Source organism: Porphyromonas levii (assembly GCF_018206105.1).
Classification (GTDB): domain Bacteria; phylum Bacteroidota; class Bacteroidia; order Bacteroidales; family Porphyromonadaceae; genus Porphyromonas_A; species Porphyromonas_A levii.
This window is the reverse complement of the sequence record NZ_JADRGN010000014.1, coordinates 1-15,227: the sequence shown is the minus strand read 5'-3', so window position 1 is coordinate 15,227 and position 15,227 is coordinate 1. Positions and strand designations below refer to the sequence as shown.

Here is a 15,227-nt window from a genome sequence, read left to right as displayed (position 1 = left end):
CTTTGTTGCTTTCTTACATTATGGATATGCTAATGGTTGTTAGCTATAGAACCTAAAGAAAAATGGTGCTGTAACCCATATAAGGATGTAAAACACAACCATAAATAGGGCAACTAATCGTCTATGCTCAGGGGTACGTAGGTAGCTCCTTGTGCTCTCTCGCTTGTCTATGTGCAAGAAGGTGACACGGGCTTGCTGGTAGAGCCAATAGCTTAGCCAACCACAAAGGAGCCCTAAGAGTAGTCCTGGGATGACGTCTGTCACAAAGTGCATGCCGAGATATATGCGTGAGTACGCGATGGTAGCGGCGGTGACAAAGGCGGCTATGGTGTATAGGCGATGACGAATCACGAGGGAGGAGAAGAGGGCGAAGGCAAAGAAGTTGGCACTATGCCCTGAGACAAAACCATACCCTCCGCCTCGGTGCCCAAGTACGGTCTGTACTAAATCCTTGGTGATGGGGTGGTGTGTGGGTCGGAGGCGCTGGAATATCTCTTTGATGATTCCGGAAGAGGTGCCGTCGGCTAGAAAGATGACCATGCCGATACCTAAGATAAATAGAAGCACCTCGCTCCGCTTCTGTCCTGCCGACATGAGGGTAAGGAAGAGTAGCGTGAAGATTATCCATGGCCAGCGATCAGAGATGATAAACATCACGCTATCCAAGTAGGTAGTATGTAAACCATTGAGGAAGAGAAATAAATCCTTCTCTATGCCAACGAGAGATTCTACCATACCTTAGTCCCTTAGTCGAAGTTATTGATTAGTTCATACGAGCCCATAGGAATCCACCCTATGGTGCCATCGGGGAGACGTACCTCGGTATATCCCGATAGGCTCTGTAGTGTCTCTACCTTGAGCCCTTCATGTACGACTGCGATATCCTTGGCAGAGGCATCGGGCGAGCTCTTGATGGTAATGATACTGCTCAGCAGGATAGCTTCCTTTGCCTCATGGGCGAAATGGTAGGAGCGATAGGCAATGATATTGACGAGCAAGGTGAGTAGGAGCGCTGTGATACCACCATAGAATCCTACTCTACGTGCCGTGGTGCTTCGTCCTCTGAAATATAGGAAGATACCTATGGCTACCAGGAGGATAAAGAGGGCACTCAGAAGGTTCCATGTGGTCAGACTAAACCAATGTGATACGGCATCGAACCATCGGCTGATGAATAGCTTGGGGGTCTCCTCCATCTTGTCGGTAATCTGGGAAGAGACAAACTGGAGATTGAAACGAGTGTCTCGGTCAGAAGGATCTATGCGGTAGGCCCTATTGAAGTTGAGCACAGCGAGCCCCATATCTCCATTCTTATAGTATGCCGAAGCGAGATTATAATACCCCTCGGCAGTAACACCCTCTTGTGAGAGTGCTTGGGTAAATAGCTCGATTGCCTTGGAGTAGTTGGTCTCCTGATAGGCAGCAATCCCTTCGTCCATGGTAGAGGCGAAAGAGGTTGGTACTGCCAAGAGCACTAATAGAGTATATAATAGTAGTCGTCGCATAGTCGTCGCTTATCTCTTTAGTTTGGTCTTCTGTATCCCCTCAATAACCTCTGTAGCTCGGTCGTATAGCTCTACGCGATCTTCGCTCTCGCTAGGCGTATAGCGCGCTATCTCAAGTGCGGAGAGGGTGTTTATTGCCTCCTCTGTAAGTTCACTACTGACACCGAGACGGGTCATCGTTGTTCGGATATTGTCTTTGGAAAGCTCCGAGAGAGGGATATGGAACTTAGCGCTCAGGTAGTCGCTAAGACCCTTGAGGAGTGCCTCGTAGTATGCCGAGGCTTCGCCCTTACTTCTCATCTTGCTTGCTATCTTGAGGTATTTCTGCGCTGTTTTACCTGCCTTTCGGCTACGATTTGAAGCGGTGTCCGCATTGTCTGCTTCTAGCTTTCTATCTACTGCAATAGCACCAATAAGTAGCACTATCACGAGGAGGTAGAACCACCATGCATTGTGCCACTGTGCTCTGTTTAGAGGCGTGGTGGTATTGCCGCTCTTGAGGTAACGGATATCCCTATCTATGTACTTTACATCCTCTCTATTGGCGCCTCCAGTGGTGGTTATCGCTTCGGAATTATCCCCCTTGTCTATGTGGAGCTTTACTTCGGGTATTGTAATGGTCTGGTAGGAGCCCTTAGCTGGGTCAAAGTAGCTAAAAGGGAACGCAGGTATCACGAAGTCCCCTACATGGCGTGGTACAGCGAAATACTCCATACTCTTGCTGCCACGGGTTTGCCCTCCGCTCACCTCTGTATCGTCAGTCTCCTTGGGGTCGTAGGTCTCAAAGCCTTCGGGCAACTTGGGCTCAGGAATTTGTGCGAGCTTGATATTGCCATACCCCTCTAGGAGGAGCTTCATTGTGAAGCTCTCATTGGTCTTGAGTACTTTAGTGGGGATCTCAGAGGAGAGGGTAAACTGCCCTACAGCGCCATTGAAACCTTCGGGCTTGGGGCTAGGGAGTGCCTGTACATCTATTGTAATTGGCTTGGTACGTAGTTGCTTGGAAACTTGTTGGAAGTTATCGAAGAAGGCGTCGAAGATACTCCTTTGGGGATTGGAGATAGGCATATTTACCAACATCTCGAACTCGGCAGGCTTAATAGTTAGTTTGCCTGCTCTCTGTGGGTAGAGAACTACAGAGTGGAAGGTGGCAGTGTAATATAGCTTCCCATTGACTTGTTCGGCTTGGAACTGAGCGTTGCTCCCATCGTTTTGGACATACTGCACGAAGCCTTCGTAGTCGGGAAAGGTGATGTTGGTAAACTGTGGGTTCTCGAGCCTCGAATAGAGCTTGTAATTGATGGTTATCGCCTCCTGCTCGTATACTCTCTGCTTGCTCGGAGTCGCTACTATATATAAATCCTGGCTAGAGATGCTTCCGCTCTCTGTCGGCATATCCTCGGCGACTGCTTCTGCACCAAAGACCTTGATACGCCTTGAAGCGCTTCTATAGGTGGAGCCATCTACCACTACAGATGCCTCGGGTATAACGTAGTTGCCCTCCTTCTCTGCTAAGAAGGTGTAGGTAAATATCGTGGATCTGCTTGATGAACGCTTGCCATTGACAATCCTCATACTAGTGGTTGAGCTAATTGCCGGACCATATAAGAGCTGTAGCCCTTGTGGCGTAGCGAGCTTGGCATCTTTTGCCGAGGCATTGACCATTAGCTCTACCTTGAAAGGCTTGCCCGCTATGATGTGACTGGGTACTTCTACCTCAAAAATTACCTTATCTTGTCCCCACGCCAGAGTACCGACTAGGAGGAAGAGGGTTGCTAGGATATATCGTTGTGCTCTACTCATCATTACCAATTCTTAGGTCTCGACTTTCTCCCCTGTTGCTGTTGTTGCTTCATCTGCTCTACCTTGCGCTGTGTATCCTTTTCGTCCTGGATATACGCATTAAGTATCTTCTCAGCATTGTCTTGGCTCATGCGCTGACTTTGCGTTTGCTGCTGTTGTTCCTTATTCTGCTGATCGTTTTGCTCCTGAGGCTGTTGTTGCTGTTGCTGATCTTGCTGTTGGTCGTCCTGCTGTTTCTGCTGGTCATCTTGCTGTTGCTGATTATCGTCACCGCCACCGCCTTGCTGCTGTTGTTGCTCTAGTAGTTTCTGAGCCAGTGCGAGGTTGTAGCGCGTCTCTTCGTCGGTAGGACGCCTACGGAGCGACTCCTTATACATTTCGATTGCACTCTGGTAGTCCTTAGCCTTCATCGCTAGGTTGCCAGCATTATGAGCGAGATCGGCTGCCCGTTCCTTGGGCATTAGCTTAATCTCCTTCATCAGTTCCTGATAAATCTTCCCCGCTTCTTCGCCTCGCTCTGTCCGATAGAGGGTGTTAGCGAGGTTGTAATTCGTCTCAGGATCATTGGGATTGAGCTCGAGTGCCTTACGGTATTCGATTTCTGCCTCGCTATATCTCTCCTTGGCGAATTGCTTATTGCCCTTACGCACTTGGCTTCTCACCTCCTTCTGTGCATAGCCCGCGAGAGAGAGAGCCGACAACATAAATATGATTAGTAGTAACCGTCTCATTACTTCTTATTCTTTTGCTCAAAAAGCTGAATCCTCTTGAAGTATCTATTCTTCCTATCCAACAGTACAAAGTATACCGCTAGTAGCAATAGTGCCAAGGTCAATGGGATATAATAAACCTCGTTATAGGCTGAGTATATCGTCATTTCTAGCTCGGACTGATCTAGCTTCTCTATGCTCTCCTGCAAGAGCTTCACGGTCTGGGATACGTCATTAGCCCGTACGTAGATACCCCCCGATGCTGTTGCAATCTCCATGCCGAGCTGTTCATTGAGCTTGGTAATCACCATCCCTTCGTTGCTTTGGAGATAGCCCCCCTCGGGCATAGGGATTGGTCCTCCCTCAGGAGAACCGACGCCAACAATATCTACCAGTACACCATACTTGCGGGCGTCTTCTACTGCCGATATTACATTCCCCTCATGATCCTCCGCATCGGTAATCACTACAATCGCCTTCGACACTTGGTCGTCGCTAGAGAAACTACGAACAGCCAGATTAATAGCGTCCTCTAGTGCTGTACCTTGAATCTGTATCAGATCGGGTGCCGCATTGTTGAGGAACATCTTGGCAGAAATCATATCACCCGTAATAGGGAGCTGTACATAGGCATCTCCGGCGAAGAAGATGAGTCCTATCTTATTATTCCCCAGCTTATCAATCATCTTGGAGACGATAGCCTTTGCCCGCGCCAGGCGACTAGGCTTCACATCGTTGGAGAGCATAGAGTTGGAGATATCCATAGCAACCATCAGTTCTATCCCCTGTCGCTCCACCTTCTCACTCTTAGAACCCATCTGCGGACGAGCGAGCGTCATTACCAACATCGCAATAGCAAGCAATAGCACTATCTCCTTGGCAAGCTTCCTGCGTAGCGACAAATCGGGCATCAGTAGGCGAACCAGCTCGGTGTCCCCAAAGCGCTTTAGCTCCTTTCTCTGGCGAGCCATCCTCCAGAAGAGGTAGATAGCCACCATTCCCAATGGAATGAGCAAGAACAATATATATGGATGTAAAAATCTCATTATGGCATCCTCCTAAATAGTGTACTCCTAAGTAGTAGGGCAGCGAATAGCGCTGCCAACGCGCCCCATACGAAAGGAGGAAAGTGTTCTTCCTTTTGTGTGAAGCTCTCTACCTTGAGCTTGGTCTTCTCTAGTTGGTCAATCTCGGCATAGATAGCCCTCAGACTATTATTGTCTGTAGCACGGAAATATTGTCCGCCTGTTGTCGCAGCAATTTGCTGAAGGCTCGCTTCATCTATCTCTACCTGCATAGGCATGTACTCAATACCAAGGATAGTCTGAATAGGGTAGAGCGCCTCTCCCATTGTCCCCACACCGATCGTGTAGACCCTAATACCAAAGCTCTCTGCTATCTCGGCTGCGGTCACCGGAGCAATAGTTCCCGAGTTATTGGTGCCGTCGGTCAGGAGTATCACCACCTTACTTCCCTCTTTGATGTCTTTCAGCCTACTCACTGCCGTTGCGAGTCCACTACCTATGGCGGTGCCGTCATTGACCAATCCCATCTCCACAGTATTCAGCATATTGAGGAGTACGGCGTGGTCTGTAGTAAGTGGGCACTGGGTATAGCTTTCGCCAGCAAATACTACAAGCCCCATATTGTCATTAGGGCGTGAATTGATAAACTCACCAGCGACAAGCTTCGCTGCCTCGAAACGGTTGGGCTCTAAGTCGCGAGCCAACATACTACCAGATATATCGAGCGCCAATACAATGTTGATACCCTCAGTGCTCTGGGTAGAGTATGAGTCGCTACTCTGTGGTCGTGCCAGTGCTACAATGCCTAGAGCATAACCTACAATTGCCAAAGCAAAAGGGAGCCAACTAAGGCGGGTACGCCACGATACTTTACGTCCCTTGAAAGCACCAATAGAGCTAAGAGTGAAAGTGGCAGGACTCTTCTCCCGCGAGATATACAGCCAAACGAATAGCGGAATCAGGAGGAGTAGCCAAAAGTATATCGGATTAGCCCACGTCATACCTCTTCACCTCCCTCCTTCTTCGGTTCTTCTTTCGCAGGTTTATGTTCCTCGATAAAGGCAACAGATGCCGATAGGAGGCTGATGTTATCGTTCGAATCCGGCTGGTACTTAGCGAACTTAGCTAGATCGGCAGTCTGGAGTATCTTGCTTAGCTCAGGATACATACGATCCTTACCTATCTTGGTTCGGAAGGTCTCTAGTATCTCACTCGAAGTCTTATCCATAGTGTCTATCGAATAGACACGCCACAAGTAGCGACGAAGGATATCGGTCATCTGGGTATAATACTCCTTAGTCTGATTATGCTCCCACAGCTCCTGCTGCTTCAGGGCTTCGATACTCTGTATCGCCTCTTGATATGGATCCTGTAGAGGCACTACTACAGACCCCACCTCTTGAGTATTCTTACGATCTCTCAAGTACTTCCTTAGATAATACGCCGCTACTAGTGCCGCTATAATACCAAGTAGGATATAGAGGTAGAGAATATAGTCTTGCCATACAAACTTTGGCTTCCACTGCCCCTTGATATCCATAGGTTCGGGAGAAGTACTGAGGTCTATTGGTACAGTGTTGACTATCAAGTTAAGTTCGTCGGTAGCTGTGTAGACCGAATCCCCCACCAGTGCGTTGATGTTCCTCAGTGTATAAGTGGCCGAGTCGAAGCTAGTAATGGTTACATTGTAAATCATCTCATGGAGTCGGTTATTGACAATCACAGAGTCTGCCAATACACTCTCTATAATCTCCACACCAGCCACGAGGGTGTCCTCTGGCAGAACTAGGCGCATTGCTTGGTCGCTAGGGTATACAACTCTTACATTCAGTTGCACCTGCTCTCCTATTAGTATGGTGGAGCGTTCTAGCTTGGGGATTACCCTCACCTCCTGAGCATGTAGCCCAAGAGGCGCAGCTAGTGCCAGCATTGCCACCACACCTATTATAATATGATATCTAATACTCCTCACCTGCTACTCTTATTAAATAATCTTTGCAGCGCTGGCACATAGTCCTCATTCGTAGGGCTACTCACAAAGTTGATGTCGTACTTCGTGAGCGCCTCGCTCATCTTGCGCGTCAGCGCTTGCCAATACTCACGGTACATAGTGCGTATGCGCTTAGATGAACTGTCTATCATCGTCACCTCTCCGCTCTCTGCATCCTGCACCCTCAGTAGTCCCACATTGGGGAGCTCTGTCTCTTTGGGGTCGTAGACTTGCATAGCCATAACTTGGTGTTTCCTGCTCACCACATTGAGTGTCTGTTCATAGGCACTCTGGTCTATGAAGTCGGAGAGGATAAAGAGTGTGCACTGCTTTTTCTGTACATTATTAGCATAGATAAGCACTTGGGATAGGTTGGTACCCTTGCCTTTCGGTTCTAGACGAAGAATCTCGGTGAGGATATGTAGTACATGTTTCCTTCCTTTTCCCGGTGGGATAAACTTCTCCACTCTGTCGGAAAAGAAGATAACCCCCACCTTGTCGTTGTTGGTAATCGTGCTGAACGCAAGCGTCCCTGCCACTTCGGCAATTAGCTGGCGCTTCGTTCGCTCGGCGGTGCCAAATAGACCACTCTCCGATACATCCACAAGGAGTAGCATCGTAAGTTCACGTTCCTCTTCGTACACCTTCACAAAAGGCTTGGCATATCGAGCCGTCACATTCCAGTCGATATCCCGCACATCATCCCCCATTTGATACTCTCGTACTTCGCTAAAGGACATTCCCCTGCCCTTGAAAGCAGAGCGATACTCTCCCGAGAAAATATTCTGGGAGAGTCTCCTCGACTTTATCTCTATACGGCGTATCTTCTGTAAGAGGTCTTGTGTCTCCATCACCGACTTTATGGCACTTGTACCTTATTCAATATCTCGCTAATAATCTCCTCGGGGATTAGGTTATTTGCCTCTGCCTCGTAGCTAAGGGCTATCCTGTGTCGGAGCACATCATGGCATACCGCACGTACATCCTCGGGGATTACAAACCCACGGTGCTTGATAAAGGCATAGGCTCTTGCTGCTAGTGCTATATTGATGGACGCACGTGGAGAAGCGCCATTGCTAATCATGCCACGGAGGTTGGGTAGTCCAGCTTCAGCAGGGAAGCGAGTGGCAAATACAATGTCCACGATATACTTGTGTATCTTCTCGTCGATATACACTTGGTGAACGATATCGCGCGCCTTGAGTATTTGATCGGTATTAACCACCGGCATTACGCTAGGCTTCTGCTTACGTATCTGAGCCTCTACAATCTGCTGCTCCTCCGCCTTGGTTGGATAGCCCACTACGACCTTCAGCATAAAACGGTCGCTCTGAGCCTCAGGCAGCTGGTAGGTTCCTTCTTGGTCGATTGGGTTCTGTGTTGCCATCACTAGGAATGGGCTTGGGAGCTTGAAGGTCTGCTCTGCAATAGTTACTTGGCGCTCCTGCATAGCCTCGAGTAGTGCACTCTGTACCTTGGCTGGTGCGCGGTTTATCTCATCTGCCAATACGAGATTGGCAAATATCGGTCCATGCTTTACGCTAAAGCTCTCGTTCTTCTGGCTGTATATCTGAGTCCCGATAACATCGGCAGGAAGAAGGTCGGGCGTAAACTGGATACGGCTAAACTTCGCATCCATAAGATCCGAAAGGGTCTTAATGGCTAGGGTCTTTGCTAATCCAGGCACACCCTCGAGCAGGATATGACCATCAGCGAGGAGCCCTATGAGGAGGCTCTCCCTTAGGTGCTTTTGTCCTACTATCACCTTGTTCATACCACTCTCTAGGAGGTCGAGGAACCCGCTCTCCCGCTCAATAAGTTCCGTGAGTGCCCTCACATCTACTCTGCTCTCGTCCATCTATATTATAATTTATATTCTTACAAATTCGGTGTTTCTTACTCAACTAATCCACCCAATGCTCGCAAATATAGCCATTTATCTCTAAGATATTTCCATTTATCATAATAAAGAATGCTAAAAGCGGGAGACCCCATTCCATAGTCGGGAGTGCGCCATATCGCTTGTTAGTGCACGGTCATCTAGTAAAGTAGATGCCCCGCGTGTACAAGGCTATCGGATGCCGATAAGTTTGTGGGTCTGTAGGGAAAGGCACCAGCGAGGGTCGCGACGGATAAGGGCTTCGCAGTGGCTTACATTGGCAGGGACAATGGTATCGCCATCAAAAATAGGGGAGAGAAAATAATGCTCTGCTTGGGGCAAGTCCTCTATTGCTGGTAAGGCCTCCCCATCAGCTATAGCGATACGCACTTCACCTACCTGCCTATTTTGGTATTGCTCCAGAACCTGAGGACGGGTGTTGCCTTTAGGAGAAAGGGTAATATAGTCTAGTCCCAAGGGTGCCGCCTTTAGTCCATTGCTCTCGAGGGCTTGCCAGTAGCCGGATGCTTTGAATAGCTGCACAATCTCTTGGGTCAGTTGGAGGGTGGGTTCGCCTCCTGTCCATATGATACTTTTGCAGTGAGGAAAGTCCGTTTGGATTCTAGCCAAAAGCTCTGATGGTGTGAGCTCAAGAGTCATCATGTTGTAGGCTGTGTCGCAAAAAGAACAACTGAGGTTGCAGCCCGTTAGTCGGACAAAGACCACTAGGCGGCCCGTATTGCCACCTTCGCCTTGTAGGCTCTCGAAAAGTTCTACTAGCTTGAGTGTGCGCTCCTTCATTCTTCCAACTGTGCTGTAACAGAGCATTTGCGGGTCTCCTCTATCCGCACTTCGGTAAGTTTGCACTGGTAAGGTGCCAGCAGTGGAGGTGCTATTTGGGAGAGCATATACTCTGCAATATTTTCTGCCGTAGGATTGAAAGGCACCACCACTAGACTCTCGGGGCTTAGCTCATTAAGTGTGGGAAGAAAGGGGTCTTGGTCGTAGATGAGGAACCTGTGATCCCAGTGCTCCTCGAGCCACTCACAGAGGGTATCTTTGATGACACTGAAGTCTAGTACCCTGCCGAGCTCGTCCAATCCTGCCTCCGCTTCTATAGCGAAGTGAAAGCGGTAGTTATGCCCGTGGAGGTGCTTACACTTACTCTCATGATTCACTACCCTATGTCCGCAGCAGATGTCGTGGTAGCGCTCCGCACGAATACGTTTCTTTATCATAGCTCTTGGTACTTTACTGGGTCTGTGAGACCATTCTCCTCAAATGCCTCTATGCGCTCACGGCAGGTGGCACAGACGCCACAGGGTAGCTCCTGCCCCTTGTAGCAGCTCCAGGTGTGTTCGTACGCTACACCAAGAGCGGTGCCTATGGCTACAATCTCCGCCTTAGACTTGCCCGTGTAGGGTGCCGAGACCTCTACATGATTGTAAGTCCCTTGGCGCATCGCTTCATTCATGCCATCTATGAAAGCCTTAGTGCAGTCGGGGTAGATGGCGTGATCGCCAAAGTGGTTAGCGATAAAGACTTTGTTTAGCCCCCTATCTTCTGCAAATGCTGCCGCAATCGCTAGCATCACGCCATTTCGGAAGGGAACCACGGTACTCTTCATGTTATCCTCTTTGTATTGCCCTGTGGGGATAGCTTCAGCTCCTTGTAAGAGCGAGCTCTGCATAGAGCGAACGAAATCTAGGTCTATTACCTGATGGGGGATACCTAGTTTCTGGCAGTGGTAGACTGCGCAAGGTACCTCCTTGTCTTGGTGGTTCGACCCATACTTAAAGGTGATGGCGAGAGCTATTTCCTCTCTCTTATCGTAGAGGAGCGTGATACTATCGACACCGCCCGAAACAACTATTATTCCTTTCTTATCCATAACCCTGCAAAGTTACAAAAAAGATAATGGCTGGCTATATACTTTACTTTCATAAACTAATCAGACAAACATCATATCGAGCATAGGTAAGATAGCTAGTAACCCATTTGATGAGACTGTTGCACGGTGGCGAACTACTGCGTTACTTTCGATATTCGGCTTCGGTCACGTACGTGAGTACGCTCCCGTCAGCCTCAGCCTCAGTCTCAGTGCCTTGTATTTCACTACCGTGCAACGTCTCAGCCGATTTGCTTGCAAATCGGCGAGAATGGCACTTCGTGCAACATTCTCTTGATATATTCGAATCAATAAAATATCAGCTCTAGATATCGGAACTATCGTATCCGGTGCCGATGTAAGTGTAAAGAGACTGTTGTGCGAAAGCAACGAAGTAGTTTGCTTTCGTGCAACAGTCTTCTAAAGTAAATTATTATGTCTCAGCTATTAATCGTTCTGCACATCTACTCTTCTAGCTTGTATAGTAAACGCCTTTTCGCCCACTATTTTAGGATCCTTGCCCATTCCAGTGACGTTCATTCTATCCGCAGTAATACCCTTTGAAATAAGGTAATTCTTCACAGCTATTGCCCGTCGCATAGAAAGGGCATCATTATACTGGTTGCTTCCAGCATGATCCGTAAATCCGATGATATTTACTTTAGTCTCCTTGAACTCTTGGAGAATACTCACAATTTCAGACAACTCAGCTTCGTACTTCACTTCATCTATCTTATCGCTATCAAACTCGAAGTGGATCGATGGAAGGTTTGGAAACTTACGTAGAGTAGTAGTAGCTTCTGTTTTGACCGTAGGTGCGTCCTCTGGCTCTTTCACCTCTGGCTCTTCTGGTTTTGCAATGGATATTGGTTCGTAGTATACTGGCTCTGTTCTTGTATAACTTTTGCCCAAATTTATCTTGATTCCAGCCAGAGCATTGGCTTGGAAGTCGAGTACATCTCCAACCTTCGAATTAAAGTTGTCTGGGAGCATATTTACATTACCTTCTAGCATTAGGCTGATATGGTCAGATACTCTAATATCGATGCCTAATCCAGCTCTAGCTACCCAGAACAACTTTTTTGAGCTCCATAATAGGGGCAACTTGCTTTTGTTCAACTTCTGTGCTTCTATATTCTTGAAGCCCATTGCAGCACCTCCTCCAGCAAAGAGGTAGGGACTTACAGTGCGGTGAGGATTGTAATTAAAACTGTTGACAATGTTCCAAATTAGGTCAGCACTTCCTTGTAAATAATTCCATTTGTAAAGCTCATTAGGGCTTACCAAAGCCCCTTTCGCTTGCCATCCGGTGGCACCTATTCTCACCCCAAAACCTGGTGAAAATTGATATCCAATATGGAGAGATGCTGAGGGAGAGAGGAGGTCTGTAAACTTTGTCTCTCCAACAGTATGTGCCATCCCACCTTGTAGTTGCATGTATAGGTGCTTATTAAACAAAGTGTTTGCCGTTTCCTTTACCTTGCGGTCTACATTTTGTCCATACACTACTACAGATCCTAATGCTAGCGTTAGAGCCAATATTGTTTTCTTAATTGTCATAGTTATATGTAGTTGTTTGTATTTGTATGAGAGCCCGCCAAAGCATACCTTGGCGGGCTCAGAAACTTTTGTACAATTGTCAGCTGTTATTTAAAACAGCTGCAGCTAGAGATGGATTACTTTTTGATGGCCTCAGAAGTAGGCTTTACCTCAATTGTGAATGTTCCATGAAGCTCACCCCACTGATGAGGGATAATTACTGGGACATTGAGGTAGATAGAAGATGTAAGGGCAATATCATTGTTGATATAGCTAAGTACGCCAGTGCTTGCATTATAGTCTACTTGGATAGTCGGTTGTAGAGGGAACTTCTCACCATCCTTTTTGTCCTGATATGTGATCTTAGTAGCATCAATCTTGAAGGTACCAATGCCATAGTAGTTGTAATAGTTAACACCCTCAGGGCTTGCAGTTCTCTTGGTAAAGGTAATGTTCCTCCAGTCGGTAAGCTCAACTATCTCAGCAACATTAAAGAAAGCATTCTCTGCACCCTTATCACGACCGTCAATGAAGTATTTATCAGTCTCAGAGTTCATATTGATAGGACGACGAACTACTACTTGGAACTTTCCTCGCTCTAGACCACCATTTAATGAAGTAATGGCAGTAGGAGTCTCACCATTGCACTTTGTTGTCTTAATGACAAGACCTATCACTACATTCTCACGTTCGGCATTGAGGATTCTCTTCGCGAATTCACTTCCCTTCTCATACTTTAAGTAGTCACTCAGATCTCCGTCGAACTTTTCTAAAGTTGCAATCTTTTCCCTTTTGTCGCCAAGTTTAGCAAATAGGCTCTTTTTGTCTTTATCTACATCGAAAGTATAAGTCTTACCATCAGTTCCTTTTACTGTACGATTTGTATTATAGTATTCTGTATCAAACTCGTATTCATAGGTATAAGAAGGATCATTGATAACCTTACCATCTTCATAGCGAAGAGTTAAACTAGAGGTGTTTCCTTCAAGTTTGAACATACTATTCAGATTAGGCATAATACTGTTGTTATTTTCCTTTGCAGGAATCTCAGTATTGATCATACCCCTATTCCCATTCCACATATTGGTGAAACGCTGAACATAAACTTTCTCTACACCAATCTTGATGTCGAAGATTACCTCATAGTGTACAAATTTGGTGGTTACGTCGTAGATCTCCGCTACCGCTCTGATGGTTTGCCCAGCATACTTAGCTTGCATCTGACGTGTTACATAGAATCTTACAGGCTCGGTTCCTGTGCGTTCCTCGTAGTCCCATTGGAACGATGGATCAGCCACTGTCTCCTTTGAAGTATTTACGATATATGACTTGCCATCCTTGGTGTATGGAGAGGTCGCAAATACTTTTTTCCTGATTTGGAACTTCTCGTGGAAGTCTGCCTTGCTTAGATTAGCGTGATGATATAACTCCTCGTTCATTTGCTTAGCAGTCATAACGCTTATGATAGCATCACAACTAGCATCCTTCTCAATAGGCTTAATAACAACGCGCTTAATTTCTGGCTTAACAATCGGAGTCTTTTCCTCAGTAAATTGGAGCTTAATGTATCCAGCTGCTGCAATGCATTTGCCGTTCATTAGGCGAACCCTAACGATAGGGGTTTTGTCGATAGCTGCTTTGTTTCCTTTTTGTCCGTAAACTCGTGCACTCACAAAACCATTCTCAAGGTCAATAAACTCTTGCTGATCGGTCTTATTGTCGCCTAATTTATAGACGATTTTCTTTCCATCATTATCAAGAAGATCAAAGACATAGTTTAAGTCATACTTAGCGTTGTCAGAAAATGGTCTCAGGACATCATTGTCACACCATTCAAAGGTTTTAACAATATCACGAAGGTCAGTCTTTTCGTTGTAATAAATAGGATAAGCAACTCTGCTCTCCTTCGCTATTTCTAGGCTAGGGTATAAACGTACTGGGCTCTCGTCCTGATCATCGATAGCGTTATTAGGACTACGACCAAGTTCTAACGAAATGTCTGTGAAGTTTACCTTTGCCCAATCGCTATGGACTTCTGTTCCTTCGTTAATTTCCTTTGCAAAAGGCAGGCGTAACTGAATCTGATGCTCCTTATCATTACCCTTAGGTGCCATCTCCTTATTTACCTTGAAAGTTACAGAAAGAATAGCATCCTTAAGCTCTACATTCGTTACTTTTTCTATAAACTTTTTCTCTGCGCGTAGGGTTGGGGAATTGAGGTAAAAATCTATATTTTCTACGTCAATAGAAGCTAGAGTTGCATTGGATGGAGAAACCCTAAACTTCATAGTGCTTTCTGATGATGGAGTACTTTCACTATCACAACCACCATTATAGATAATATTGCCGAAATTAATGATAGGGAAAGATCCTTGCTTGGTTACAGCATCAGGAATGATGACTAGGCTAGTAATTGGCACAAGACCAATCTTAACACCTTCATGTGCACCAGCAACGTTGAAGAATGTAACTGCCCCATCCTTGAATATAGCAGTGATTGTACCCTCTGGAAGCCACTTTATGGTAGTAACGTTGCGAACCTTTTTGCCTTCAGCATCGGTAGATACCTCCACCCAGAAGCCCTTCTCTGCTCCCTCAGTGCCTGGCTCGTACCATACACCGTCCTTGCCAGGAGCGCCTTGGTCGCCCTTAGCGCCCTTGTCGCCCTTAGCGCCCTTGTCGCCCTTAGCGCCCTTGTCGCCCTTGTCGCCCTTAGCGCCCTTGTCGCCCTTGTCGCCCTTGTCGCCCTTGTCGCCCTTGTCGCCCTTAGCGCCTTCCTTGCCAGGAGCGCCTTGGTCGCCCTTAGCACCGTCCTTGCCACGGGATGGGAGACCTGTGTCCCTACCATCGATGAACCAATTGCCGTTTTCTCCGATTTTAACCACAGA

At 47.0% G+C, this 15,227-nt stretch carries 14 protein-coding genes; all 14 read right to left on the bottom strand.

Annotated elements, in window-relative coordinates; translation table 11 throughout:
• Positions 1 to 39: 39 nt before the first annotated feature.
• Positions 40 to 735, bottom strand: coding sequence for a phosphatase PAP2 family protein (locus IX315_RS04475; protein WP_018358898.1), 696 nt, complete (start codon positions 733 to 735; stop codon positions 40 to 42).
• An 11-nt stretch (positions 736 to 746) separates the two neighbouring features.
• A complete protein-coding gene (locus IX315_RS04470) occupies positions 747 to 1,505 on the bottom strand; it encodes a tetratricopeptide repeat protein (protein WP_018358897.1) in 759 nt (252 codons plus the stop codon).
• Between the two features lie 9 nt (positions 1,506 to 1,514).
• A complete protein-coding gene (locus IX315_RS04465; RefSeq protein ID WP_134848843.1) occupies positions 1,515 to 3,311 on the bottom strand; it encodes a BatD family protein in 1,797 nt (598 codons plus the stop codon).
• A complete protein-coding gene (locus IX315_RS04460) occupies positions 3,311 to 4,039 on the bottom strand; it encodes a tetratricopeptide repeat protein (protein ID WP_167620579.1) in 729 nt (242 codons plus the stop codon). Before IX315_RS04460 ends, IX315_RS04465 begins: the two co-directional genes overlap by 1 nt.
• On the bottom strand, positions 4,039 to 5,064 hold the full coding sequence (locus IX315_RS04455; protein ID WP_134848842.1) for a vWA domain-containing protein: 1,026 nt from the start codon (positions 5,062 to 5,064) through the stop codon (positions 4,039 to 4,041). Before IX315_RS04455 ends, IX315_RS04460 begins: the two co-directional genes overlap by 1 nt.
• A complete protein-coding gene (locus IX315_RS04450; RefSeq protein WP_211642360.1) occupies positions 5,064 to 6,044 on the bottom strand; it encodes a vWA domain-containing protein in 981 nt (326 codons plus the stop codon). Before IX315_RS04450 ends, IX315_RS04455 begins: the two co-directional genes overlap by 1 nt.
• Positions 6,041 to 7,015, bottom strand: coding sequence for a hypothetical protein (locus IX315_RS04445; protein WP_211837220.1), 975 nt, complete (start codon positions 7,013 to 7,015; stop codon positions 6,041 to 6,043). Before IX315_RS04445 ends, IX315_RS04450 begins: the two co-directional genes overlap by 4 nt.
• Positions 7,012 to 7,884: a DUF58 domain-containing protein gene (locus IX315_RS04440; RefSeq protein WP_018358891.1), complete on the bottom strand. Its 873-nt coding sequence runs from the start codon at positions 7,882 to 7,884 to the stop codon at positions 7,012 to 7,014. Before IX315_RS04440 ends, IX315_RS04445 begins: the two co-directional genes overlap by 4 nt.
• A gap of 8 nt (positions 7,885 to 7,892) precedes the next feature.
• Complete coding sequence (locus IX315_RS04435) at positions 7,893 to 8,891, bottom strand: AAA family ATPase (protein ID WP_018358890.1); 999 nt, start codon at positions 8,889 to 8,891, stop codon at positions 7,893 to 7,895.
• A 213-nt stretch (positions 8,892 to 9,104) separates the two neighbouring features.
• The gene (locus tag IX315_RS04430) at positions 9,105 to 9,713 is read right to left on the bottom strand and encodes a 7-carboxy-7-deazaguanine synthase QueE (RefSeq protein ID WP_211835527.1); all 609 of its coding nucleotides are present in this window, start codon (positions 9,711 to 9,713) and stop codon (positions 9,105 to 9,107) included.
• Positions 9,710 to 10,150 (bottom strand): 6-pyruvoyl trahydropterin synthase family protein, encoded by a 441-nt coding sequence (locus tag IX315_RS04425; RefSeq protein ID WP_211639388.1) that lies wholly within the window; start codon positions 10,148 to 10,150, stop codon positions 9,710 to 9,712. The genes IX315_RS04430 and IX315_RS04425 overlap by 4 nt, the downstream gene beginning before the upstream one ends.
• Entirely contained in the window at positions 10,147 to 10,803 is a 657-nt protein-coding gene (gene queC, locus IX315_RS04420; RefSeq protein ID WP_211635092.1) for a 7-cyano-7-deazaguanine synthase QueC, read from the bottom strand. Before queC ends, IX315_RS04425 begins: the two co-directional genes overlap by 4 nt.
• 444 nt (positions 10,804 to 11,247) lie before the next feature.
• Positions 11,248 to 12,360, bottom strand: coding sequence for an OmpA family protein (locus IX315_RS04415; RefSeq protein WP_211837219.1), 1,113 nt, complete (start codon positions 12,358 to 12,360; stop codon positions 11,248 to 11,250).
• Positions 12,361 to 12,476: 116 nt separating this feature from the next.
• Positions 12,477 to 15,227 (bottom strand): hypothetical protein (locus tag IX315_RS04410; RefSeq protein WP_211837218.1); only part of this gene is annotated, 2,751 nt, incomplete at its 5' end.

Bases quoted from the DNA above. Each gene is read 5' to 3' on its own strand.
- IX315_RS04475 (WP_018358898.1), bottom strand. From the start codon at position 735: ATGGTAGAATCTCTCGTTGGCATAGAGAAGGATTTATTTCTCTTCCTC.
- IX315_RS04470 (WP_018358897.1), bottom strand. From the start codon at position 1,505: ATGCGACGACTACTATTATATACTCTATTAGTGCTCTTGGCAGTACCA.
- IX315_RS04465 (WP_134848843.1), bottom strand. From the start codon at position 3,311: ATGATGAGTAGAGCACAACGATATATCCTAGCAACCCTCTTCCTCCTA.
- IX315_RS04460 (WP_167620579.1), bottom strand. From the start codon at position 4,039: ATGAGACGGTTACTACTAATCATATTTATGTTGTCGGCTCTCTCTCTC.
- IX315_RS04455 (WP_134848842.1), bottom strand. From the start codon at position 5,064: ATGAGATTTTTACATCCATATATATTGTTCTTGCTCATTCCATTGGGA.
- IX315_RS04450 (WP_211642360.1), bottom strand. From the start codon at position 6,044: ATGACGTGGGCTAATCCGATATACTTTTGGCTACTCCTCCTGATTCCG.
- IX315_RS04440 (WP_018358891.1), bottom strand. From the start codon at position 7,884: ATGGAGACACAAGACCTCTTACAGAAGATACGCCGTATAGAGATAAAG.
- IX315_RS04435 (WP_018358890.1), bottom strand. From the start codon at position 8,891: ATGGACGAGAGCAGAGTAGATGTGAGGGCACTCACGGAACTTATTGAG.
- IX315_RS04430 (WP_211835527.1), bottom strand. From the start codon at position 9,713: ATGAAGGAGCGCACACTCAAGCTAGTAGAACTTTTCGAGAGCCTACAA.
- IX315_RS04425 (WP_211639388.1), bottom strand. From the start codon at position 10,150: ATGATAAAGAAACGTATTCGTGCGGAGCGCTACCACGACATCTGCTGC.
- queC (WP_211635092.1), bottom strand. From the start codon at position 10,803: ATGGATAAGAAAGGAATAATAGTTGTTTCGGGCGGTGTCGATAGTATC.
- IX315_RS04415 (WP_211837219.1), bottom strand. From the start codon at position 12,360: ATGACAATTAAGAAAACAATATTGGCTCTAACGCTAGCATTAGGATCT.